The organism is Corallococcus sp. CA047B (assembly GCF_003612065.1).
Lineage (GTDB): Bacteria > Myxococcota > Myxococcia > Myxococcales > Myxococcaceae > Corallococcus > Corallococcus praedator.
The window spans coordinates 1-23,735 of record NZ_RAWD01000141.1; the positions used below are offsets into that span (position 1 = coordinate 1).

The window sequence follows — 23,735 nt, forward strand, 5'->3', positions numbered from 1 at the left end:
CGCCTCCACCGCCGCCCTCACCCCGCTGACGGGCTATCTCCGCTTCGATGGAAGCGAGGAGCTGGCGCTCCTTGTCATGCCAGCGCGACTTGCTGGGGTCGGCCAGCGAGCGACGGGCGCCGTTGGCGTAGAACTCCAGGTCCTGGAGGCTGGCGCCGTAGACGGGCGCGCCCTTGCTGCGCCCGTAGTTGGGAAGGGTCATGCCGTCGCCACCGCCGGCGGGCGCACCCGCGGCGGGCGCGGCGCGACGGGCGGCCGGGGCCGCCGCGACGGGCGTGGCGCTCATGGACAGCTCGCCCAGTTGCAGCGTGAAGCCTTCGCCGTTCCTGTACGCCGTGCCCACCCGGACCTGCTCCACCTGACCGTCGGGGCGACGGACCGCGACGGTGACTGGATATTGCTCGCTCATGCGGCCCGGATTCACACCACGGGCCGGCCGCTGTCAACGATGGAAGCGGCGCATGTCGCACGCATGGCGGGTCGCCTGGGACGACCCACCACGGAACATGCCCGGGAGGCGACGTCTCCCGTCAGTTCAACGACACCATGCCGCCGCTCGAGCCCTTCTTGCGCACCCAGGCCTTGGGCTTGGGCGGCGCGGCGACGGGAGCGGCCGGCTTCGCCACTTCCTTCAGCGCCTGGCTGCCGGCGCGACCGCGCGGCAGCTTCACGTCCTGCACCGACTGCGAGCGGGCGCCATCCACCCACGACTCCGGACGGCGGCCGGTGCGGATGAGCAGGCGCAGCTTCTGGTAGTGCGCCGAGCAGTAGCCCTTGGAGCGGCTCTGACGCTTGCACCCGATGACCGCGCACGCCTGGTTGTCTTCCGCGGCAGGAGCCTTCGCGGCCGGACGGCCCGGCCCGCGGGTGGCGGGCGCCTTCACAAGGGCGGCCTTCGCGGCGGGAGCCTTGGCGGCGGGCGCGGCCTTCGCGGCGGGAGCCTTCGCAGCGGGCGCCTTCGCGGCAGGAGCCTTCGCGAGCGCTGCCTTCGCGGCGATGGTCTTCGCGGACGGCGGACGACCCGGCTTGCGACGGGCGGGCGGCTCCGGGGCCAGCGTGGGCGTGCGCACGCCCGCCACGGCGCCCAGACGGCTGGACAGCGGTGCCAGACGGCGCGTCACCTCGCGAAGCACATCCAACGCATCCAGACCCTTGGCCATACGGGCCACGGCCTTCGTAACGGGAGCGAGTTGCAACTGCAACTCGCGTCGGACCATGTCGCGGAGTTCGTTCTCAAGAGAAAGTGGGGCCATGTGGGGCAGGATATACACCCAACCGCCCGGGGCGGGATGGAAACATCGTCCAAGATGTTAAAGGAACCCGTCATGACTCCGGTTTCCCCCACTCCCGTCCGCTTTCGAGGCACCGACTCCTACCTCACGAGCGAGGGCCTGCAGGCCGCCGTCAACTGCGCCCTCACGCTCCAGCGCCCCCTCCTGGTCAAGGGCGAGCCCGGCACTGGCAAGACGCTCCTCGCGGAAGCGATTGCCCAGGGACTGGGATTGAAGCTGCTGACCTGGCACGTGAAGAGCACCACGCGCGCCCAGGATGGCCTGTATGTCTACGACACCGTGCAGCGGTTGTATGACTCGCGCTTCGGCGACGGGGACGTGCGCGACATCCGGCGATACATCCGCCTGGGGCCGCTGGGCGAGGCGTTCGCCTCCCCCGAGCGCGTGGTGCTGCTCATCGATGAGGTGGACAAGGCCGACCTGGAGTTCCCCAACGACCTGCTCCACGAGCTGGACCGGATGCGCTTCCGCATCTCCGAGACCCAGGATGAGGTCGTGGCGAAGAACCGCCCCGTGGTGCTCATCACCAGCAACAACGAGAAGGAGCTGCCCGACGCGTTCCTGCGCCGGTGCGTGTTTCACTTCATCGACTTCCCGGAGCGCGACCTCATGCAGCGCATCGTGGATGTGCACCATCCTGGGCTGGAGGCCTCACTGGCCGAGCAGGCGCTCAAGGTCTTCTACGAGCTGCGCGCGATGACCCGCCTGCGCAAGCGGCCCTCCACCAGCGAGCTCATCGACTGGATCTCCGTGCTCAAGGCCAACGGTGTGATGGAATTGAAGCTGGATGAACAGTTGCCGTTCCTGGGCGCGCTGCTCAAGAAGGAACAGGACCTGGTGGCGGTGGCCGAGGCGTTCAGGGGCGGCCGCAAGTCTCGCGCGTAGCAAGGGAAGGAGACGGGCCATGTTCCTGCCGTTCTTCTACGAGCTGCGAAAGCGCGGGGTGAAGGTGGGCGCCCAGGAGGCGCTCGCCCTCGCCGGTGCGCTGAAGGCCGGGCTGCATGACAGCAGCCTGGATGGCTTCTACCACGTGGCTCGCGCGCTCCTGGTGCACTCGGAGACGCAGCTGGATGCGTTCGACCAGGCGTTCCTCGCGCACTTCCAGGGCGTGGCGTCCGATGCGCTCAAGCTCACCGAGGAATTGCTGTCCTGGCTGGAGGAGGCCAAGGAGCGCCGGGACCTGAGCCCCGAAGAGCTGGCCATGCTGGAGCAGTGGGACCCGGAGGAGCTGCGCAAGCAATTGGAGCAGCGCCTCAAGGAACAGACCGAGCGCCACGACGGCGGCAACCGCTGGGTGGGCACCGGCGGCGCGTCCGCGTTTGGCAACAACGGCATGGCGCGCCAGGGCGTGCGCATTGGCGGCACCGGCGGACGTCAGGGCCAGGCGCTGTGGCAGGCCGGGGCGCGCAAGTACGCGGGCTACCGCGACGACGTGGTGCTGGACACGCGGCAGATGGCCGTGGCGCTGCGCAAGCTGCGGGCCTTCGTGCGCGAGGGCGCCCTGGAGGAGCTGGACATCGACGAGAGCATCTCCGCCACCGCGAAGAACGCGGGCGAGCTTGAGGTGGTGACGCGTCCCCCGCGCCGGCCGAACACCCGCGTGGTGCTGTGCATGGACGTGGGCGGATCCATGGATCCGTACGCGCACCTGGTGAGCCGGTTGTTCAGCGTCGCCAGCCAGGCGTCTCACTTCAAGGAGCTGCGCACCTACTACTTCCACAACTGCGTCTACGGGAAGCTCTACGCCACGCCGCAGCTCACCGGTGGCCTCACCGTTCCGGAGCTCACCGCGCAGGTGGGCCGGCACCACAAGCTGGTGATGGTGGGCGATGCGTCCATGGCCCCGTATGAGCTGGGCATCCGCACGGATGCCAATGGTCAGTACCGCCAGGAGGGCCTGGAGGGCATGACGTGGATGATGCAACTGGCGCAGCACTTCGAGCGCAACGTGTGGCTCAACCCGGAGCCTCGCGGGTCGTGGCGCTCGGGCACCATCGCGATGCTGGCCAATGTGTTCCCCATGTTCTCCCTCACCGTGGAGGGATTGGGTGAGGCGGTGAGCCACCTGACGCGGGGGAAGACGCCGCGCGGGGCGGCGACCCGGCGGTAGGAGACGCCATGGCTTCCTTTGCTCCCATCAGCGTCCTGGATGCTCCGTCCAACCTGGGCCTGCGGCCTTCAGCCCCTGGGGTGATTCCGGGCGTGTATCAACTGCCCCGGGCCCTTCGCGCGCAGGGCATCGTGACCCGGTTGGGCGCGGAGGACGCGGGGATGGTGATGCCTCCCGCGTACTCTCCGGAGGCGGAGCCGGACATCGGCTTTCGCAATGGCGCCGCGCTGGGCCGGTACAGTGTGGCGCTGGCGGATCGCATCGGGGCGCTGCGGGCCCAGGGACGTTTCGTGCTGCTGCTGGGCGGGGATTGCAGCGTGCTCGTGGGGTCGTCGCTCGCGCTGCGGCGGGCCGGGACGCATGGCCTGGCGTTCATCGATGCGCATGACGACTTCTCGTATGACAAGGACCGCGCCGCCCTGGCGGGTCGGCTCACCGCGGCGGGGCTGGACCTGGCGCTCGCCACCGGCCATGGACCGGATGCGCTCTGCGACCTGGACGGACTCAAGCCGTACCTGCGCGAAGAGGACGTCGTGCACCTGGGCCTGTCCCGCAGTGACGAGGACACCGCCGTGCTCGCCGTGCAGGAGTTCGACACGTCCCGCATCCCTTCCCTTCCGCTCACCGCCATCCGTCAGCGTGGCGCGGACGCTGTCGGAGATGAGGCGCGTGCCCTGCTGGAGGCCCGGGAGTTGGATGGGTTCTGGATCCATGTGGACGCGGACGTGCTGGACCTGTCCGTCATGCCCGCCGTGGATTCACCCAACCCGGAGGGACTCCGGCTGGAGGAACTGACCTCCCTGCTGGCCTCACTGCTGCGCAGCCCCCAGGCCGTGGGCCTGGAGCTCACCATCCTGGACCCGGACCTGGACCCCGAGGGCCACTGCGCCCGGGCCTTCACCGAGGCCGTGGTGGCGGCGTTCGCGCTCAGCGGCCGCGTCCCCTGAGGCATTCCCGGCGGGTCCCAGTGTCCCCTGCCAGCCAGCCCACCTGACGGCGGGCCCGTTTCGTGCGGCGCGGCGTCCCCGGTTACGGCATGGTGCGCCCACGACGCAGCCGGCGTGGGGAGACCGCATGACGACCGAGAAGATCGATACCCAGGCAATCAACACCATCCGCACCCTGTCCATCGACGCGGTGGAGCAGGCCCACTCGGGGCACCCGGGCGCGCCCATGGCGCTGGCCCCCGTGGCCTACCAGCTGTGGCAGCAGGAGCTGCGGTACGACCCGGCCCAGCCCCAGTGGCCGGACCGCGACCGCTTCATCCTCTCCAACGGTCATGCGTCCATGCTGCTCTACAGCCTGCTGCACCTGGCCGGCATCAAGCGCCTGGACGAGCAGGAGCGCGTGACGGACGTGCCCGCCGTGTCCCTGGAGGACATCAAGAAGTTCCGCCAGCTGGACTCCGCCACCCCCGGCCACCCCGAGTACCACTGGACCACCGGCGTGGAGACCACCACCGGCCCGCTGGGCCAGGGCGTCGCCAACAGCGTGGGCATGGCCATCGCCAGCCGCTGGCTCGCGGGCCACTTCAACAAGCCCGGCTTCGAGCTGTTCACCCATGACGTCTACGCCATCTGCGGCGACGGCGACATGATGGAGGGCGTCGCGTCCGAGGCCGCCTCGCTCGCCGGCCACCTCCAGCTGCCCAACCTGTGCTGGATCTACGACAGCAATCACATCTCCATCGACGGCAGCACCGACCTTGCCTTCACCGAGGACGTGGGCCGCCGCTTCGAGGGCTACGGATGGCGCGTCATCCAGGTCACCGACGCCAACGACCTGGACGCGCTGAGCAAGGCCTACAGCACCTTCAAGCAGCAGCGCGGCAAGCCCACCCTCATCGTCGTGAATTCGCACATCGGCTACGGCGCGCCCAAGAAGCAGGGCCTGGCCAGCGCCCACGGCGAGCCCCTGGGCGCCGAGGAGATCAAGGGCACCAAGCGCTTCTACGGCTGGCCCGAGGATGCGCAGTTCCTGGTCCCCGACGGCGTGAAGGAGCGCTTCCAGGAGCGGATGGGAGCCCGCGGCAAGCAGCTTCGCGAGGCGTGGGAGAAGTCGCTGGCCGGCTACCGTCAGCAGCACCCGGAGCTGGCGCACGAGCTGGACCGCATGCTCAAGCGCGAGCTGCCGGATGGCTGGGACAAGGAGCTGCCCGTGTTCCCCGCGGACGCGAAGGGCATGGCCACCCGTGAGTCGGGCGGCAAGGTGCTCAATGCGCTGGCGAAGAACTACCCGTGGCTGGTGGGCGGCTCCGCGGACCTGAACCCGTCCACGAAGACGTACCTGTCCGCCTCCACGTCCATGAAGCCGGGCGAGCACGCGGGCCGCAACATCCACTTCGGCGTGCGCGAACACGCGATGGGCTCCATCGTCAACGGCCTCAACCTGAGCAAGGTGCGCGCTTACGGCGCCACGTTCCTCATCTTCAGTGACTACGAGCGCCCCGCCATGCGCCTGTCGTCCCTGATGGAGATTCCTTCCATCCACATCTTCACCCACGACTCCATCGGTCTGGGCGAGGACGGCCCCACGCACCAGCCCGTCGAGCAGCTGGTGTCCCTGCGCGCCATCCCCGGCAACATCGTCATCCGCCCCGGCGACGCCAACGAGGTCACCGAGGCCTGGCGCTACATCGCGCAGCAGCAGCACCACCCGGTGGTGCTCGTGCTGTCGCGGCAGCCGGTGCCCACGCTGGACCGCACGAAGTTCGCTCCCGCGTCCGGGCTCTCCCAGGGCGCGTACATCCTGCAGGAGGCCGAGGGCGGAAAGCCGGACGTCATCCTCATCGGCACGGGCACCGAGGTCGCGCTGGTGATTGAGGCGGCGGAGAAGCTCAAGGCCGAGGGCGTGAAGGCCCGCGTCGTCAGCATGCCGTCCTGGGAGCTGTTCGAGCAGCAGCCCGCCGAGTACCAGGAGCGCGTGCTGCCCGCGGCCCTCACCGCGCGCGTCGCGGTGGAGAAGGGCGCCGCGTTCGGCTGGGAGCGCTGGGTGGGCCACATTGGCAGTGTCGTCGGCATGCGCAGCTTCGGGGCTTCCGCGCCCATCAAGGCGCTGCAGCAGAAGTTCGGCTTCACCGTGGAGAACGTGGTGAAGGAAGCGCACGCCACCATCGCCAAGATGAAGAAGTCCAAGGCCTGAAAATAAAAGGGCCCCGGACCCTCCCCCGAAGGTCCGGGGCACCTCTGGGTTCACCGCCGGGCTTACCTCCGGCGGGAACTCCATGGATGCGTGTGGCTGTGTTCCCCCCGTTTCAGCGGTGCTTTGGTGTGGCTCAGGCCGCGAAGTAGACCGGACGGGCCGGGGGCGGGCTGCTGATGAACTTCATCTCCTTGATCATCTTGTTGAAGTCGCTCTGGTCGATGCCCGTGCCGCCCTTGGCCTGAGCGCGGGTGGCGTACTTCTCGTAGGTGTCGACGACCTTCTTCGCGTCCGGCGTGAGGCGGTCGTAGTTCTGGCGCGCCCACTTCATCGTGTCGGTGAACTCCAGGCCCGCCGCCTGGCCGTCCAGGTCCGCGGCGCCCTTCTCGATGGCCGCCGTCAGGTCCTTGCCGTTGATCTTCCCGCTCTTCGAATCCAGGCCCTCCAGCGCGGCGCGCATGGAGTCGTCGCGGAAGGTCTTGAAGCCGTCCAGGGTCTTGAACATGGCGTCCGCCTCCTTCTGCGTCAGGCCGTCCGGGCCGGCCTTCTTCGCGGCGGACTGGTAGGCCTTCAGCACTTCCTTCGCCTCGGGCGTCAGGCGGCTCTCGTTCTTCGCGGCCCACTTCTCGAACTCCTTCAGTTCGGAGGTGGTGGAGTGCGCGTCCGTGTCCGAGATGCCCTCGCGGATGGCCTTGGTCAGGTCCTCGCCGGAGATGGGGCCCTGCTCCTTGTCGAGCGCCTCCGTGGCCTTGCGGGCGCTCACGTCACCGGCGCCCACCTTCTTCATCTCCGCGTTGAGCGCGCGGGTCTCCTTCGTGTTCAGGCCCTCGTGGCCCTTGGCCTGCGCCGCCTTGGCGTGCTTGCGGTAGACGTCGAGCACTTCCTTCGCCTCCGGGCTCAGCTTGCTCTCGTTCTTCGAGGCCCACCGCTCGAACTCCTTCAGCTCCGCGCCGGCCGCCTGGCCGTCCAGGTCCGCCGTGCCCTTCTGGATGGCCTTGGCCATGTCCTGGCCGGAGATGGGGCCCGGCTTCTGGTCGAGCGCTTCCGTCGCCTTGCGGGCGCTCACGTCCACGGCGGCCGCCTTCTTCATCTCCGCGTTCATGACGGCGGACTCCTTGTCCGTCAGGCCCGTCTGGCCCTTCTCCTGCGCCGCCTTCGTGTGCTTGCGGTAGACGTCGAGCACTGCCTTGGCCTCCGGGCTCAGGCGGCTTTCGTTCTTCGCGGCCCACTTCTCGAACTCCTTGGCCTCCGCGCCGGCGGCCTGGCCGTCGTGGTCCGCCGTGCCCGTCTGGATGGCCTTGGCCATGTCCTCGCCGGACACCGTGCCGCCCTTGCGGTCCAGGTTCGCGAGCGCCTTCTTCGCGCTGGCGTCACCCACGTCGCGCATCTCCCCGAGCATCTTCTTGAAGTCGTCCTGCGGGATGCCGGACTCGCCGCGCGCCTGGGAGAGCGCCGCGTACTTGGAGTAGAGGTCCATCACCTGCTTCGCCTCCGGCGTGAGGCGCTCGCGGTTGTTCATGGCCCAGTCCGCCACGGTGCGGTACTCGGAGGAGGCGGCCTGGCCGTCCAGGTCCGCAGTGGCGCGGTCGATGGTGTCCGCCATCTGCTCGGCGCTGATGGGGCCCGAGGTCTGGTTCAGCTTGTTCAGCTCCACCAGCGCGCCCACGTCCTTGGGCATCCAGTCGTTCCGGGGCTGCACCGCGAACTTCTTGCCCGTGTCGAACTGGTCGGCCTTGTTCAGCCCCGCCTTCAGCTCCGCGATCTGCGCCTTCATGCCCGACATCTGGGTCTTCATCTCCTTCAGCGAGGAGAGCAGCGCCGCCTCCTTGCCGGACAGCTTCGACGGCGTGCCCAGCAGCTTGTTCTGCTGCGCGTTGGAGATGGCGGGGCGGTTCGAGATGACGGTGGAAGCGGTCTTGGTGACGGACATTTTTGATCTCCGGTAGGAGCGGCTTCCTCGTCGGAAGCGGTATGCCGGGACCTATTGCGCGCGTCGTGCCATCCCTGACCACAGTGGGAAGCACTGTGATTTCATGGAGTTGCGCGGCGAGGGCGCACTCCGCGGGGTGGTGACTCCAGTCACCATGGTGGTGACAGTCACCAGCCCCCCATCCCCCCGGGTGGTGATTCCGGTCACCAGGTCCTCACGCCCTGGGGGCGCGCTTGCTCGGGGCGGTTTCTAGACTCCGCCTCGCAGCTCTGTCTCGCTCCACAGCGCGCCGTCGCGTTCGGTCAGCAGGAAGGTCAACCGTCCCTGATGGAAGCCTCGCACCGGGGCCTGGGGCTCCGGGAAGCCCGGGGGTGGACGCCAGTCCGGGGGCTTCAGCGGGGACAGGGGGATGGACTGTTCGCGGCGCAGCGCGCCCACGTCCTGGTCGGTGAGCTCCCTTCCGCGTGCCCAGGGAAGGACGTCGTGGCCGTGCAGCTCCACGCGGTGGCCGGGGCCGGGGTCCTTCCACGGACCGATGGCCGTGCGATTCAGCGCGGAGAGGTGCGCTCCACAGCCGAGCGCCCGCCCCAGGTCCCTTGCCAGCGAGCGCACGTAGTAGCCACCCCGGCAGGTGAGCTCCAGGACGCTGGCGCGTGGCAGGTCGTGCGAGTGCCAGCGGGCGGTGTGCAGGTAGACGCGCGAGGGGGGCAGGTCCACGGCTTCGCCCCGGTGCGCCTTGCGGTAGGCGGGCTCACCGCCGATCTTCTTCGCGCTGGTGGCCGGGGGCACCTGCTCCGTCCAACCGAGGAACGGCTTCAGCGCCGCGTCCAACAGGGCCGGGGTCAACGCGCTCACATCACCCTGGTGCACGGGGCGGCCGAGCAGGTCTCCCGTGTCCATCTCCGTGCCCCACTCCACTCGGGCCACGTACGTCTTGGGCGCGGCGTGCAGCAGTTCGAACAGGTGCGTGGCCGGGCCCACCAGCATGAGCAGCAGCCCTTCCGCGAACGGATCCAACGTACCGCCGTGCACCAGGGCCGTGCGCCGGTTGGGCCGCGTGGCCTGGGCCTCCTCCTGGAAGGCTCGCACGGTGGCGAAGCTGGTGGCGCCCACGGGCTTGTGGGTCAGGTAGAGGCCGGGGGTCATGCGTCTTCTCCGTCATCGTCCCGGGCGCGCTCCTTGCGCACCGTCGTCGCGCCCTGCTGCTTCTCCAGGTGCACGGGCTCCGCGCCGGAGTGCTGGGAGACGGTGTTCGCCAGCTCCTCCGCGTGCGTCGTCACCCAGACCTGACTGTGCTTCGCCGCGTTCACGATGAGCCGGCCCAGGGGCTTGAGCAGCTCCGGGTGCAGGCTGGTCTCCGGCTCGTTCAGCGCGAGGAACGGGGGCGGCCTGGGACTGAGCAGCGCCGCCAGCAGACACAGGTAGCGCAACGTCCCGTCCGACAGCTCCGTCGCCGCCATGGGCCTCAGCAGGCCGGGCATCTGGACGAAGAGGCTGAAGCGTCCCTCCTGCGCGTGGACCTCCAGCCGCGCCCCGGGGAAGGCGTCGTCCAGGCCCTGCTCCAACGCGGCATCGTCCCCCACCTCCAGGATGGTCTGGAGCGCCGCCGCCAGGTCGCGGCCGTCGTGCGCGAGCACCGGCGTGCGCACGCCCACCTGGGGATGCCTCAGGGGCGCGTCCGGGTCCGTGCGGAAGTGGTGGTAGAAGCGCCACGACGCCAGGGCGCGCCGCACCTCCATCAGCCGGGGGAAGCGGTGCGGATCCGACAGCTGATCCAACACCGACTCCGCGGTCCACAGCTCCGTGGGGAACGTCACCTTCGTGCCGTCCGCGTCGCGCAGGAACGCCGTGCGGTCCTTGCGCTCCATCAACACCCCGCGCCGGCCCCCCGAGTACGCCCACAGGTGCTCTTCCTTCACCTCTGGATCCAACGCGAAGGCCGTGCCCGACCCCGGCACGGGCCCGCATTGCAGTTCGTACCCGAGGTCGTCCAGGTCCACCGCCACCTTCAACCGCACCGGCTTCTTGGGGTCGCGCGGGCCGGCCCACATCACGCTCGGCGTGCCGCCCTCCTCCGCCAGCGTGCGCGCGAGCCGCCCTTCCGCCGACGCCGCGAGCAGGTACAGCGCCCGGTACAGGTTCGTCTTGCCGCTGCCGTTGGGCCCCACCACCACGTTCACCGGCCCCAGCTCCAGGTGGAGCTGACGCACGGAGCGGTAGCCGGAGATTTCCAGACGCGTGATGGGCATGGCCGGCGCAGCCTAGCCCCGCCCACGGGCTCGCGGCGCCGTGCCTTCCAGATTCCGGGGCCCCGCCCAAGGTCCTGAAAGGACTCGGCCCGCCAGGAGTGGCGGCTCGCTGCGTATAGGATTCCGCGTGCCCGCATTCCGTGGCGCTTGAAGGAGAGGGTTCCATGTCGCCTCCGTTCCGCTGGCTCCTGAGCCTCACCCTGGCCCTGGCCCTCACGGGCTGTTCCGAGGAGTCCTCGGAGGAGGATGCCGGCACGCGCCTGGATGCCGGCTCGACGTTGGACTCCGGCACGTCCGTGGATGCCGGCGCGTCCGAGGACTCCGGCACGACGCTGGACTCCGGCACCTCCGATGCGGATGCGGGGACCCGGGACGCGGGGGACCCGTCCTCCCAGGACGCCGGCAGCGGGAGTTCCGACGCGGGCCCCCAGGCGGACGCCTGGGACGGCGGCGCCGAGACGCTTCCCGAGCTGTCCGACTGGCTGACCCCGCCCCTCTATTCGGAATGCTCCCTCACCCTTCCGACGGGCTCCCCCATCACGGACTGCAAGGACCTGTCCCTGTTCGACCTCTCCTCGTGTCCCGCGGGCGCGTTCGACACGCTGGAGTCCGTGGGCACGTACCACCTGCTCGGCCGGGGTCTCTCCGGGTACGTCACCGTCAGCTATGGACTGACGCTGCCGTTCGACGGGGCGCCGGGCACGCTCAACGGCAGGCCCCTGACGCGCCAGTCCGTGGGGCCGGGCTCGTTCGTCTTCAGCACCAGCTTCGCCGCGACGCCTCCCTATATCCCCGCTCGGGACTTCACGTTCGTGGGCTGCACCCGGCCCGAGCCCCGCCGCGTCAACGGCTGCTATGTCCAGTGCGCCGACGGCAAGGTGCGCAGTCAGGGGACCTTCACCGCGCTGCGCCCCTCCTGGGGACGCGGTGAGTCCGAGTCCTCGGGCGGCCTCACCCTCCACGGCGAGGCCTCGGTTCCCCTGGGCTTCCCGGTGGATGTCTATGTCGCGAAGGACCACGCCTACGTGGTGGCCATCGGGGACAAGGCCGATGCTGGCGGCCTGGCCGTCTTCGACGTGAAGAACCGGAGCAAGCCCGTCCTCACGAAGCGCATCCAGCTTCCCGGCGACAGCTACTGGAATGGCGTCTGGGCGAAGGGCGACGCGCTCTACATCGCCAGCACCAAGGCCGGCGTCATCGTCTACGACATCTCCAACCCCGCCGACCCGCAGTACATGCGCGCCGTGCCCGGCGAGGCCATCGCCGTGCACACCGTCCACGTGCAGGGCGACCGGCTCTATGCGATGGCGCCCGAGCCCGCGAGCCAGACGCTCCTGTTCGATGTGACCTCACCGCTCTCGCCCGTGCTGCTCAACCGGGTGACGGTGTCCGGTGAGTGGGGAGGACCGCACGACGCCACCGCCTACGGCGACCGCCTCTACATCAACAGCACGAGCTCCGGCTTCGTGGCCTTCGACGTGAGCAACCCGGAGCATGCGCTGGAGTTGGGCGCGTATGTCTTCGGTCGCCAGTACGCCCATGCGAGCGCGGTGGGCACCTTCGCGGGCCGCACCATCGCCTTCGAAGGCGGCGAGGGAGTCAACGCGCACCTGCGCGTGCTGGACGTCACCGACCCGGCGAACATGCGGCTCATTGGTGAGTACGGCCTGCGCCCCCACTTCTCCATCCACAACATGATCCTCAAGGGCACGAAGCTCTACATCGCGTACTACCACGAGGGTGTGCGCGTGCTGGACGTGTCCGTGCCGCCGAAGCCTCGCGAGGTGGCGTACTTCAACACCTTCCTCGAAACCCAGCCCGGCCGGAGCAGCGGGATGTTCGAGGGCGCCATCGGCATCCGCGTCCCGGGCGACGGGTACGTCTACGTCGTGGACACGGCGCGCGGACTGCTCATCTTCAACGAGCTGTGAGGGATTGAGCCCGCGCGCAAGGGCGCCTGGGACGCGCGGGACCGATGGTTTCCGGATGGGGGGCATCTCCCGACTTCCTCGCCGAGGGGATGACACCGGACCGTATCGCGAGAGGGCCCGCCGTCCTGGCGGTGCCCAGGTCCCCCGCGAAGAGGTCCGCCCCCCATGTCCCGCCTGCCCCGCTGGCTCCTGCTGTGCACCACCGCCCTGGCCCTGTCCGGGTGTTCGTCGTCCCCCTCCCGGCCGGATGCGGGTCCTCCCCCCGTGGATGCCGGCACGTCCGACGCGGGTGACGACTCCGACGCGGGCTCGGACGCTGGCACCTCCGACGCGGGCACCGACGTGCCGCCCTGGGACGGCACCGCCGAGACCCTGCCCGAGCGCACCGACCACGTGGACCGGCGTCCCTTTTCGGACTGCGCGTTCACGCTGCCCGTGGGCGCTCCGGTCGCAGCGTGTGACGACGTGTCCCTCTTCGACCGGACGTCGTGCCCCTCGGACGCGTTCGACAGCCTGGACTCCGTGGGCTTCTACGCCATGGAGGCCAACGGCCCCTACAGCCTCCAGCTTCCGCTGGACGGGGGGGCGGGGGATCTCACCGGCAGGCCCCTGACACGCCAGGAGGTGGGCGCGGGTTCGTTCTTCTTCGCATCCCACGCCCCTGCGAGCCGCGTCAGCCCGCCCCGGGACTTCGTCTTCGCAGGCTGCACGAGGCCCACACCCGACCGCGTCAACGGCTGCTTCGTCGTCTGCGCCGAGGGCAAGGTGCGCAGCAAGGGGACCTTCACCGCCGCGCGCACCGGCCTCCGGGCCCGGGGCGAGTCCGAGTCCTCCGGCCTCACCCTCGTCTCCGAGTCCGCGGTTCCGCTCGGCTATGCCGTGGACGTCTTCGTCGCGAAGGGCCACGCCTACGTGGTGGCCACCGGGTCGAATGACCGGCTCGGGGGCCTGGCCGTCCTCGACGTGAAGGACCCCGCGCACCCGGTGCTCAAGAAGGTCCTCCAGCTTCCGAACGACACGGGCTGGAACGGCGTGTGGGCGAAGGGCGACGCGCTCTACATCGCCAGCGCCAAGGCCGGCGTCATCGTCTACGACATCTCCAACCCCGCCGACCCCCAGTACGTGCGCGCCGCGCCCGGCGAGCCGACCATCGTGCACACCGTCCACGTGCAGGGTGACCGGCTCTACGCCGTCGTCCCGTCCGCTGGCGACGCGGTGCTCGTGTTCGACGTCGCGTCACCCCTGTCGCCGGTGCTGCTCAACAAGATCTCGCTCCAGCGGGGCTTCAGCGGCCCGCATGATTCCTTCGCCTACGGAGACCGCCTCTACGTCAGCTACACGGATTCGGGGTACGTGGCCTTCGACGTGAAAGACGCGGAGCACATCCAGGAGCTGGGCGCGTATGTCTTCGGTCGCCAGTACGCCCATGCGAGCGCGGTGGGCACCTTCGCGGGCCGCACCATCGCCTTCGAAGGCGGCGAGTTCGAGGGCTCGCACCTGCGCGTGCTGGACGTCACCGACCCCGCGAACATGCGGCTCATCGGCGAGTACCAACTGCGCCCCGAGACCTCCATCCACAACATGGTGCTGCACGGGACGCGGCTCTACATCGCCTACTACCACGAGGGCGTGCGCGTGCTGGACGTGTCCGTGCCGCCGAAGCCTCGCGAGGTGGCGTACTTCAACAACTACCGGGAGACGGACCCCGGCCGCGACGGAAACATCTTCACGGGTGCCATCGGCATCCGCGTCCCGGGCGACGGGTACGTGTACGTCGTGGACACGCACCGAGGGCTGCTCATCCTTCGCGAACCGTGAGCCGGCCGCGCCCGACCTCCAGGCACAGCTTCCAGCCGTCCTCGAGGAGTTCCTCGGAGGGCACGGGCTCCAGACGCCGCCGCAGTGCTTCCCCCTCCGTGCCCCGCAGGCCGGACTCCTCCAGCTTGATGCGGGCACGCACCTCTCCGCCGACATCCCACGAGCCATCCGAGCCGGACAGCACCATCAGGTCCGCTTCGAGGTCCCCCACCACGAGGTGGTCCGAGCCGGTGTACAGCGCGCGGACCCGCTCATTCCCGATGACCACGAGGCCCGAGTCCGCCGGGTCTCCATCCATCAGCGCGCCATGGACGATGAGGTCTCCCAGGACGACCACGGTCCCCGCCAGGTGGACGTGACCATGGAGCTCCAGCGGGCCCTGGTAGATGACGAGCTCGTCGTAGGTCGTGCCGAGCGTGATGAACGTGTCCCCGTCCTTCTGACGCGTCGTGGAGAAGCTGGGGAACGCGGCGACAGGCCCACCGTGCCGCTTCAGCGCGTGCGCGAGGATGAACTCCCAGTCCGGGGGGCTCCGGGCCTCGGGAATGGTGATGGGTTCGAAGGCGGGCCGCGCCAGCGCCTGCTCCAGCGCCTGGGCCATGCTGTCCCGCCACGCGTCCTTCAGGCGCTGCTGCTCGGGTGTGGGCCAGGCAGGGTCGCTGCTCCAGTGGTCGACGATCCCCCCGCCGGGAACGCGGGTGCGCAGGTCGGCGAGGGCTTCGTCGATGTCGGGGCGGCGTGGGTGCATCCGGGGGCTTCTAGCCCGGCCCGCGTGGCTGCGTCATGCTGCCGCGAAGCCTCTTGGCCGTCCGGAGCCCCTGCCCATGAAATCCCCCGCGCGCCTGTCCATCACGGCGCTGTTCGCCTGCGCCCTGTCGCTGTCCGGCTGTCACAAGGACGACCCCGAGGTCCCCGACGCGGGCCCGTCCCCCACGGGCACGGCGGTGGAGCGCTCCGACTACGTGGACGTCGTCCCCGACGTGCCGTGCGCGGATCCGGACTACGCGTCGCCCCGCGCCAACTGCGAGGACCCAGGCAGCTTCCGCCTGTCCGGGTGCGACCTGGCGGCCGTCGGGGACCCGGCCCTGCTCGGGACCTACCGCGCCATCCTGCGCTACCACTCCGAGAGCGCCTTTGGCGCCGGGTTCCGCCTGAACCCCGACGGCAGCCCCGGCACCCTCATGGGCCGTCCGCTGGTGCGCCAGCAGGTGGGCGCCCAAGGGTTCTTCCTCACCAACGAATACACGACGACCACGAAGGCCGTGCAGCGCTACGCGCTCGCGGGGTGCCGCGTGCCGGAGCCGGGCCGCATCACCGGCTGCTTCGTGCGCTGCACCGACGGCGTGCCGGAATACTCCGGCACCTTCGACGCCCGGCGGATGAACTGGAGCCGGGAGACCCCCACATCTCCGTCCCTGCGCCTCGTCTCCGAGACCTCCATCGCGCTGGGAGACCCGGTGGACGTCTATGTCACGAAGGGCCACGCCTACGTGGTGTCCCTCCCCCGGGGCACGCTGGCGGGCGGCCTGTCCGTCGTCAACGTGGCCGACAAGGCCCACCCGTTCATCGTCACGATGCTGAACCTGCCCAATGACAGCTACTGGAACGGCGTGTGGGCGAAGGGCGACGCGCTCTACATCGCCAGCGCCAACTCCGGCGTCATCGTCTACGACATCTCCAACCCGGCGGCGCCCCAGTACGTGCGCTCACTGCCCGGCGGCGCCATCAACGTGCACACCGTGTTCGTGGACGGGGACCGGCTGTACGCCATGTCCCCGGCCCCCAACGGGGAGACGCTCCTGTTCGACGTGGCCACGCCGCTGGAGCCCAAGCTGCTGAGCCGCATCTCCGTGCCGCGCGACGACCCGTACGGCTATCCGCACGACGCGTTCGCCTACCAGGACCGCCTCTACGTCAACCACGCCACCACGGGCTACGTCGTCCTGGACGTGACCCGTCCCGACGTGACGCCCGTGCTGGGCGGCTACTCCTTCCCCGGCCAGTACAGCCACGCGAACGCGGTGGGGACCTTCGACGGGCGCACCATCGCCTTCGAGGGCGGCGAGCGGTTCGGCGCGCACCTGCGCGTGCTGGACGTCACCGACCCGGCGCGGATCCGCCTCCTCGCGCAGGTGAAGATGCGGGCGGAGACGTCCATCCACAACATGGTGCTCAAGGGCACGCGGCTCTACGTCGCCTGGTACCACGAGGGCGTGCGCGTCTTCGACGTTGCCACCCCGGAGAGCCCCCGGGAGGTGGCGTCCTTCAACACCTTCGACGAGTTCCACCCGCGCAGCACCGACAGCCTCTACCAGGGGGCCATCGGCATGCGCGTGCCGGGGGACGGGGCCGTGTACGTCGTGGACCTGTCCCGCGGCCTGTTCGTGTTCGAGGAGCCCTGAGCCTCAGAGCTCGATGCGGTTGCGGCCGTTGGACTTCGCCCGGTACAGCCGGGTGTCCGCGACGCGCAGCAGCTCCTCCAGCGTGGTGCCGTCCCGCGGCGCCACCGCGAGCCCCGCGCTGAAGGTGACGTGGAAGGCTTCGCCCCCGTCGCCCTCGAAGACCATCCCCGCCAGCTCCTCCGCCGTGCGAGAGAGGATTTCGCGCGCGTTCTCCGCCGTCTCACCCAGCAGCGCGACGACGAACTCCTCGCCGCCCCAGCGGGCGCGCAGGTCCTCGCGGCGGAAGCGCGCGCCCAGCAGGCGCCCCAGCCGCATCAGCACGCGGTCCCCGGCGAGGTGGCCGTGCTCGTCGTTGACCTTCTTGAAGTGGTCCACGTCCAGGAAGCACAGCGCCAGCGGCCGGTCCACGCGGCGCGCCTCCGACAGCCGGGTGGTCACCGCCTCCACGAAGGGACGGCGCAGCATCAGCCCCGTGAGCGCGTCCTTCTCCGTGCGCTCGCGCGACAGCCGCGCCCGCTCCAGCCGCGCATGCACGCGGGCGCGCAGCTCCTCGCGCAGCACGGGCTTGGCCAGGTAGTCGTCCGCGCCGGCCTGGAACGCCGCCAGCCGGAACTCCAGGCCCACCTGCGCCGTCACCAGGAGGATGGGCAGCTCCTGCCACTCCGGCGTCAGGCGCAGGATGCGGCACAGGTCGAAGCCGCTGGGCCCGGGCATCTGCACGTCCAGCAACAGCAGGTCCGGTCGGTGCTGCGCGAGCGCGTCCAGCAGGCCGTACGCATTCTCCAGCCCCACCACCTCCACCGCGTCGCTCACCAGCGCCTGGGTGAGGGCGCGGATGGCCTCCGGATCATCGTCCACCACCATCACCCGGGCGCGCTCCTGCCGCCGCGCCGTCACCAGCCGCTCCGCCGCGGTGGCGAAGTCCTGGAGGGTGAAGGGCCGGGGCAGGAACAGCGACGCGCCCGCATGCGCCGCGACCATGCGCTCCTGCAGTCCGCCGCCGGAGCTGGAGAAGGCCAGCGGCAGCGACTGGTGCCCGTCCAGCGCCCGCAGCGCGTTCGCCGTGGCGATGCCCTCATTGCCCATGTGCAGGAGCGCCCCGTCCACCCACTGCCGCCGGGCCACCGCGCAGGCCTCCTGGGCCGAGGCCGCCGTCACCACCCGCACGTCCTCCTGCGCTCCCATGCGCTTCGCGTCCGCGAGCACCGCCGGGTCCTCGTCCACCACCAGCAGCGTGCCCATGGCGGAGGGCGCCTCCACGACCTCCTGCTCCGGCTCCACCTCCACCGGCAGGGCCACCACGTCCTCCAGCGCGTGGAAGGCCGCGTCCACCGCCGCCCAGTCCAGCGGGCCCCCGTGCCGCACGGGCTGCAGCACGTCCTCCAGCTTGCCCGCCGTGAGGCTCACGTCCCGGAAGCCGTAGCTGCCCGCGGTGCCATGCAGCTTGTGCACGACGCTGTAGGCCTCCTCCATGGACGAGGCATCCCCCTTCCGCCCCTTGCCGAGCAGTGCCTTCAGCGTGGCCAGCCGCTCCGGCAGCTTCGCGCCGTAGTCCGCGCTGAGCAGGGCCAGGCTCGCCGCGAAGGCGTCCTCCGGTTCGGGCTCCTCCGCCTCCAGCGCCTCCGGGGGCGGGGGCGGCGGCTCCGCGAGCGCGAAGAGCTGCTCCAGCCACACCGCCAGCTCCTCTGGCCGGTAGGGCTTGTGCACCACGCGCGCCACGCCCAACTGGCGCGTGAGCAGCTCGTGGCTCTTGAGGTCCTTCCAGAAGGCGGAGGCGAAGAGCACCGGCAGCCCGGGGCGCGTCTGGCGCAGCTCGCGGATGAAGTCTGCGCCCGTCATGCCCGGCAAGAGGCCGTCCACGATGGCGGCGTCCACCGGCTGGGACACCAACACCTCGCGCGCCTCGGCGGCGGAGCGCGCGGGGGTGACCTGATAGCCCTTGTCGCGCAGGAAGGTGCAGACCAGGGTCTGGAGGTCCCGGTCGTCCTCCAGGAAGAGGAGGGTCTTGTTGTGACGCGCGGTGCTCATGGCAGCGCCTTTCTGGGTTCAGTGGCCGCGACGTCCCGGCGGGCCAGCAGACCGTTGAGCAGCTCCCGCACGGAGTTCACCAGCTCCTCTTCCGAGGAGCGGGCCTTCGTCAGGTGCCGCGTGATGCCCAGCGTGAGCTGGCGTTGGTCGGTGCGCGACAGCTCCCGCCCGGTGAAGACGATGAGCGGGGTCGCGCGGCCCTTGCCCTGGCGCAGGATGTCCACCACCTCGAAGCCATCCAGGCGGGGCAGCCCCACGTCCAGCACGATGAGGTCCGGGGGCGTGTCGCGCGCGAGCGCCACCGCGCTCTCCCCGTCCGCCGCTTCGATGCACAGCGCGCCCAGCCGTTCGAACTGCGCGCACAGCACCCGGCGCGTGGTGGCGTCGTCGTCCACCACCAGCACGCGCGCCTGTCCCGGCTGGCGCATGGCGTAACGCAGTGTCTTCAGCAACCGGGTCTCATCCACCGGCCGGGGCAGCCAGTCCACCAGGAGCGGCGTGCCCACGCCCGCGGTGCCATCCGTCGCGCGGCCGGACAGCGCCAGCACGGGCAGCTCGCGGGTGCGCGGCTGTTCGCGCAGGCGGCGCACCCAGTCCAGCACGTGGCCGTCCGGCATCTGCGTGTCCACCACCAGCGCGTCCGGCAGCGACGTGTCCACCGCCTGCACGGCCTCCGCGATCGTGGCGGCGCGCACCACCCGGTAGCCCTCGTGGGACAGCAGGCCCCGGAGCAGCGCGGACAGGTCCGCGTCCGCGGTGACGATGAGCACGTTGTGGCGCGACTCGTCCCGGGGCACCGGGGACACGGCGCCGGGCGACGGAGCCGGGGCGCGCAGGGACTCCAGGCTGAAGTGGAAGGTGGCGCCGTGGCCGGGCCGGCTCACGACCTCGATGCGGCCGCCATGCTGCTCCACGATGGCCTGCGAGATGGCCAGCCCCAGGCCGGTGCCGCCCTTGGAGCGGGTGTCTGACGCGTCCAACTGCTGGAAGCGGCCGAAGAGGCGGGAGAGCTTCTCCTCCGGGATGCCGGGGCCCTGGTCGGTGACGCTGAAGCGCACCCGGCCGTCCGCCGCCACGCTGGAGGCCACCACCACGGAGCCGCCCTGCGGGGAGAACTTCACCGCGTTGGAGACCAGGTTGGTGAGCACCTGGATGAGCCGGTCGCGGTCGCCCTTCACCTGCGGCGTGCCCTCCACGTCCGAGCGCAGCGTGACGTGCGCGGCGTCCGCCATGCCCTGCACGCCCAGGAGCGTGGACTCCACCAGGTCCTGCGCCGTCTGTGGCTGGAGCTTCAGCTCCAGCATCCCGGACTCCATCTTCTCCAGGTCGAGAATCTCGTTGATGAGGCGGATGAGCCGTTCGGTGTTGGTGCGCGCGATGCGCACCATGTCCAGCGCCTGCGCGGGCAGATCCCCCACGATGCCGCCCTCCAAGAGGCCCAGCGAGCCCCGGATGGAGGTGAGCGGCGTGCGCAGCTCGTGGCTCACGGTGGAGACGAACTCGTTCTTCATCCGCTCCACGGTCTTGCGCTCGGTGAGGTCGCGCACGAAGACGGTGGTGCGCGGCGGACCGTCCCCGTGCACGCGCGCGAAGGTGAGCTCCGCGGGGAACACGCCGCCGTCGGCGCGAAGACACGGCGACTCCACGCGCGCCGCCGGGCCGCTGTCCTTCTGGAGCGCGGCGTGGACGCTGTCTCGCTGGGCCGCCGGCAGTGACGCGGGCAGGGCGAGCGACAGGAAGTCCGCGCCCACCGCCCGGGCGGACGTGAGGCGGAAGTTTCCTTCCGCGGCCGGGTTGAACTCCACCACGCGGCCGGCTTCGTCCAGCACCACGATGCCGTCCGGGGACGCCTCCAGGATGGCGGCCTTGCGCGCGTCGCTGGCCCGCGCCTCCGCGCTGGCGGCGGACAGCGCCTGGGTGCGCTCGGCCACGCGCGCCTCCAGGCCCCGGTTGAGTTCCCCCAGCGCCGCGGACGCCCGCGCCAGCCGCACCAGGACGACGAGCACGTAGATGACCAACAGGAAGGACACGCCGAAGAGGACGATGCGCGTGCGCTCGGCGCGGGACTGGGACTGCTCCTGGAGCTGGAGGTACGTGGTGATGAGGCGCTCGGCCTCGCTGCTGGCGCTGTGGTCCAGGAGCGCCTGGAAGGACGCGTCCGCCGAGCGCAGCAGCACCGTCAGCTCCCGCGCCTGGGTCTCCAGGACATGCAGCGCGGCGAAGGCGTCGGTGGACACACGCTCTCCCTTGCGGGCCTGTTCCAGGCGCGCGATCGAGGCCTCCACCCGCGAGCCGAAGTCCTTCCCGTGCAGACGGGACGCGGTGAGCACGTCCCCCCCCAGCGTCTCCACCTGGGCGCGCAGCGCGCCCGGGGGCAGCGCGGCGTGCGCGGCGAAGACGTTCCTGGGGAAGACCTCGCACAGGGCCGCGAACTGTTCGTCCTTCTCACGGGCGGTGGCGAGCAGGGCGCGCGAGCCCTGGAGCGCGCGCAGGTAGGCGTCCAGGGACGCGGTCAGCGAGCGCATGCCCTCGTCCGGCAGGAAGGCGGGCATGGCGCGCAGCATGCGGGCGCGGGCCTCCAGCGCGTCGAAGTCGTTGCCCGTGGAGCCGTGCGCTTCCCGCATGCCCACCCGCTGGCGCAGCACGTCCAGCTCCAGCTCCGCGGTGGCCACGCGCAGCTGGCGCAGCTGGGTGCGGTAGGCGTCATGTTCGGCGGTGGAGCCCGGGCGGCCCAGCAGGAACAGGGTGCACAGGAGCACCAGGGCGCCCGCGGCCAGCGCGGCGGAGCGTTTGGACAGGCGAGGTTCCATTCAGGGCACCAGCTTGCGGATTTCCTGCGGCAGCGTCATGGGGTCGAACGGCTTGCCGATGACGCCCACCGCGCCCAGCTCCAGGTAGCGCGCGACCTCCTGCTTTTGAATCTTCGCGGTCATGAAGATGATGGGCGTGTTCGCGGTGGCGGCCTGGGCCCGCAGCCGGCCGAAGGTGGTGGGCCCGTCCATGCCGGGCATCATCACGTCCAGCAGGATGAGGTCCGGCACCTCCGTGGCCGCCTTCTCCAGGGCCTCCGCGCCGGAGGACGCGAGCACCGTCTGCCACTTGCCCACGCGGCTGAGGCTCAGCTGCCCGATGGTGCGGATGTCGTCTTCGTCGTCGACGAGCAGGACTTTCTGGATGGTCGCCATGGGAGGAGGTGCGCCTCGGGGTCGGGGTTGGATCGCGTTACGGGGACGGGTCGCACTCGGGAAGGTCGAAGGAGAAGCGGGTGCCCTCGCCGGCGCGGGTGACGAAGCGCAGGGTGCCGCCCATGCGGGCCACCAGCCCGTGGGCGATGCTCAGGCCCAGGCCGGTGCCGGGGCGCTTGCGGGTGTCGGACGCGTCCGCCTGGGCGAACTTCTGGAAGACGCGGGGCTGGAACGCCTCCGGGATGCCGGGGCCGTGGTCCGCCACCTCCACGCGCAAGGTGCCCTCCTCGCGGGTGAGGGAGAGGGTGACGCGCTCGCCCTGGGGGGAGAACTTGATGGCGTTGGACAGCAGGTTCGCGAGCACCTGGTTGAAGCGGTCCTCGTCCACGCGGGCGCGCGCGCCGGGGGCCTCCACCTTCACTTCCAGGTGCACGCCGTATTCGGCCGCGTAGCCCTGGTGGGCCTGGAGCGCCTGGGCGAGCAGGGGGGCGACGTCGGTGGACGCCAGGCAGAGGTCCAGCCGGCCGGACTCCATCTTCTCCAGGTCGAGGATGTCGTTGATGAGGCGCAGCAGCCGTTCGCTGTTCTTGTGCGCGATGCCCACCATCTGCGCGACCTGCGGCTCCAACGGGCCGGCGATGCCGCCCTCCAGCAGGCCCAGCGAGCCCCGGATGGAGGTGAGCGGCGTGCGCAATTCGTGGCTCACGGTGGAGATGAATTCGTTCTTCATCCGCTCCACGCGCTGGCGTTCCTCCTCCAGGACGCGGGCCTGGGTGACGTCGCGGGCCACGGCGTAGAGCAGGCCCTCTTGCGGATCCGGGACGGCGTTCCACTGCAGCCAGCGCCAGGAGCCGTCCGCGCAGCGGGCGCGGTGTTCGAACTGGAGGACGGCGGCGCCTTCGCGGGCGCGGGCCAGGTGCCGGGCGGTACCCGCGCGGTCGTCGTCCAGGGCCAGGTCCACGACGGAGGTGGAGTACAGCTCCGCCTCGGTGAAGCCGAGCGTGCGGCTCCAGGCCTGGGACAGGCGCAGGAAGGTGCCGTCCATGGTGGCGATGCAGAGCATGTCCACGGAGACCTTGAAGAAGCGCTCCTGCTGCTCCAGGGCCGTGCGGGCCTCGCGCTCGTTGAGGGCGTTGAGCTCCACCTCCGCCCAGCCGGCCATGTCCGCGAGCGCGCCGCGGTCCGCGTCGGAGAAGTCGCGCGGTTCATGGTCGATGAGGCACAGGGTGCCCACGCGGCTGCCATCGGCGGTGCGCAGGGGGTGGCCGGCGTAGAAGCGCACGAAGGGGGCGCCCACGACGAGCGGGTTGTCGTGGAAGCGCGGGTCGCGCAGCGCGTCCGGCACGACGAAGCTGCCGGCGGACAGGATGGCGTGGCCACAGAAGGACACGTCGCGCGGCGTTTCGGAGGCGGACAGGCCCTGACGGGCCTTGAACCACTGGCGGTCCTCGTCCACCAGGGACACCAGCGCGATGGGCACGCGGAACAGGTGGGAGGCGGCGCGAACGATGCGGTCGAAGCGCTCGTGGGCGGGCGTGTCCAGGAGGCACAGCGAGCGCAGGGCCTGCAAGCGCCGGGGCTCGTCCACGGGCGTCGGGGGAGGGAGCATGGCGTGGTCCCCGTGCTACCTCACCTGTATGCCATTGGGG

The 23,735-nt window shown here is 70.5% G+C and carries 17 protein-coding genes; 7 read left to right on the top strand and 10 right to left on the bottom strand.

What is annotated here, in order from left to right; all coding sequences use genetic code 11:
• Both D7X74_RS21835 and D7X74_RS21840 read right to left on the bottom strand, forming a co-directional pair.
• Positions 1 to 409: hypothetical protein (locus D7X74_RS21835; protein ID WP_120534928.1), on the bottom strand; the 409-nt coding region annotated here is incomplete at its 3' end.
• Between the two features lie 121 nt (positions 410 to 530).
• Positions 531 to 1,217 (bottom strand): vegetative protein, encoded by a 687-nt coding sequence (locus tag D7X74_RS21840; RefSeq protein WP_233602195.1) that lies wholly within the window; start codon positions 1,215 to 1,217, stop codon positions 531 to 533.
• Between the two features lie 108 nt (positions 1,218 to 1,325).
• On the opposite strand from D7X74_RS21840, the gene D7X74_RS21845 reads away from it, so the two are divergent.
• From D7X74_RS21845 to tkt, 4 genes are all read left to right on the top strand, one after another.
• Complete coding sequence (locus tag D7X74_RS21845; protein ID WP_233595682.1) at positions 1,326 to 2,177, top strand: MoxR family ATPase; 852 nt, start codon at positions 1,326 to 1,328, stop codon at positions 2,175 to 2,177.
• Positions 2,178 to 2,196: 19 nt separating this feature from the next.
• Positions 2,197 to 3,402, top strand: coding sequence for a VWA domain-containing protein (locus tag D7X74_RS21850; protein WP_120534931.1), 1,206 nt, complete (start codon positions 2,197 to 2,199; stop codon positions 3,400 to 3,402).
• An 8-nt stretch (positions 3,403 to 3,410) separates the two neighbouring features.
• Entirely contained in the window at positions 3,411 to 4,349 is a 939-nt protein-coding gene (locus D7X74_RS21855; RefSeq protein ID WP_120534932.1) for an arginase family protein, read from the top strand.
• 127 nt (positions 4,350 to 4,476) lie between these two features.
• Positions 4,477 to 6,543 carry a transketolase gene (gene tkt / locus D7X74_RS21860; protein WP_120534933.1) on the top strand — a complete coding sequence of 689 codons (2,067 nt, stop codon included), beginning with the start codon at positions 4,477 to 4,479 and terminating at the stop codon, positions 6,541 to 6,543.
• Between the two features lie 133 nt (positions 6,544 to 6,676).
• Here tkt and D7X74_RS43685 read toward each other — a convergent pair whose 3' ends face one another.
• From D7X74_RS43685 to D7X74_RS21875, 3 genes are all read right to left on the bottom strand, one after another.
• Positions 6,677 to 8,473, bottom strand: coding sequence for a hypothetical protein (locus D7X74_RS43685; RefSeq protein ID WP_199741871.1), 1,797 nt, complete (start codon positions 8,471 to 8,473; stop codon positions 6,677 to 6,679).
• A gap of 249 nt (positions 8,474 to 8,722) precedes the next feature.
• Positions 8,723 to 9,619, bottom strand: coding sequence for a tRNA pseudouridine(55) synthase TruB (gene truB / locus D7X74_RS21870; protein ID WP_120534934.1), 897 nt, complete (start codon positions 9,617 to 9,619; stop codon positions 8,723 to 8,725).
• The gene (locus D7X74_RS21875; protein WP_120534935.1) at positions 9,616 to 10,722 is read right to left on the bottom strand and encodes an AAA family ATPase; all 1,107 of its coding nucleotides are present in this window, start codon (positions 10,720 to 10,722) and stop codon (positions 9,616 to 9,618) included. The genes truB and D7X74_RS21875 overlap by 4 nt, the downstream gene beginning before the upstream one ends.
• A gap of 164 nt (positions 10,723 to 10,886) precedes the next feature.
• On the opposite strand from D7X74_RS21875, the gene D7X74_RS21880 reads away from it, so the two are divergent.
• The gene (locus tag D7X74_RS21880) at positions 10,887 to 12,653 is read left to right on the top strand and encodes an LVIVD repeat-containing protein (protein ID WP_120534936.1); all 1,767 of its coding nucleotides are present in this window, start codon (positions 10,887 to 10,889) and stop codon (positions 12,651 to 12,653) included.
• Between the two features lie 165 nt (positions 12,654 to 12,818).
• Positions 12,819 to 14,471, top strand: coding sequence for an LVIVD repeat-containing protein (locus D7X74_RS21885; RefSeq protein ID WP_120534937.1), 1,653 nt, complete (start codon positions 12,819 to 12,821; stop codon positions 14,469 to 14,471).
• Here D7X74_RS21885 and D7X74_RS21890 read toward each other — a convergent pair.
• Complete coding sequence (locus D7X74_RS21890; protein WP_120534938.1) at positions 14,452 to 15,219, bottom strand: hypothetical protein; 768 nt, start codon at positions 15,217 to 15,219, stop codon at positions 14,452 to 14,454. The genes D7X74_RS21885 and D7X74_RS21890 overlap by 20 nt on opposite strands.
• 76 nt (positions 15,220 to 15,295) lie before the next feature.
• On the opposite strand from D7X74_RS21890, the gene D7X74_RS21895 reads away from it, so the two are divergent.
• Positions 15,296 to 16,873 carry an LVIVD repeat-containing protein gene (locus D7X74_RS21895; RefSeq protein ID WP_120534939.1) on the top strand — a complete coding sequence of 526 codons (1,578 nt, stop codon included), beginning with the start codon at positions 15,296 to 15,298 and terminating at the stop codon, positions 16,871 to 16,873.
• Between the two features lie 3 nt (positions 16,874 to 16,876).
• Here the strand turns inward: D7X74_RS21895 and D7X74_RS21900 are convergent, their stop codons facing one another.
• From D7X74_RS21900 to D7X74_RS21915, 4 genes are read right to left on the bottom strand one after another with little or no spacing between them, the layout of a single operon-like run.
• Entirely contained in the window at positions 16,877 to 18,901 is a 2,025-nt protein-coding gene (locus tag D7X74_RS21900) for a response regulator (RefSeq protein WP_120534940.1), read from the bottom strand.
• The gene (locus D7X74_RS21905) at positions 18,898 to 21,711 is read right to left on the bottom strand and encodes an ATP-binding protein (protein WP_120534941.1); all 2,814 of its coding nucleotides are present in this window, start codon (positions 21,709 to 21,711) and stop codon (positions 18,898 to 18,900) included. The genes D7X74_RS21900 and D7X74_RS21905 overlap by 4 nt, the downstream gene beginning before the upstream one ends.
• Positions 21,712 to 22,086 (bottom strand): response regulator, encoded by a 375-nt coding sequence (locus D7X74_RS21910; RefSeq protein WP_120534942.1) that lies wholly within the window; start codon positions 22,084 to 22,086, stop codon positions 21,712 to 21,714.
• A 37-nt stretch (positions 22,087 to 22,123) separates the two neighbouring features.
• Entirely contained in the window at positions 22,124 to 23,695 is a 1,572-nt protein-coding gene (locus D7X74_RS21915; RefSeq protein ID WP_120534943.1) for an ATP-binding protein, read from the bottom strand.
• Between the last annotated feature and the right edge of the window lie 40 nt (positions 23,696 to 23,735).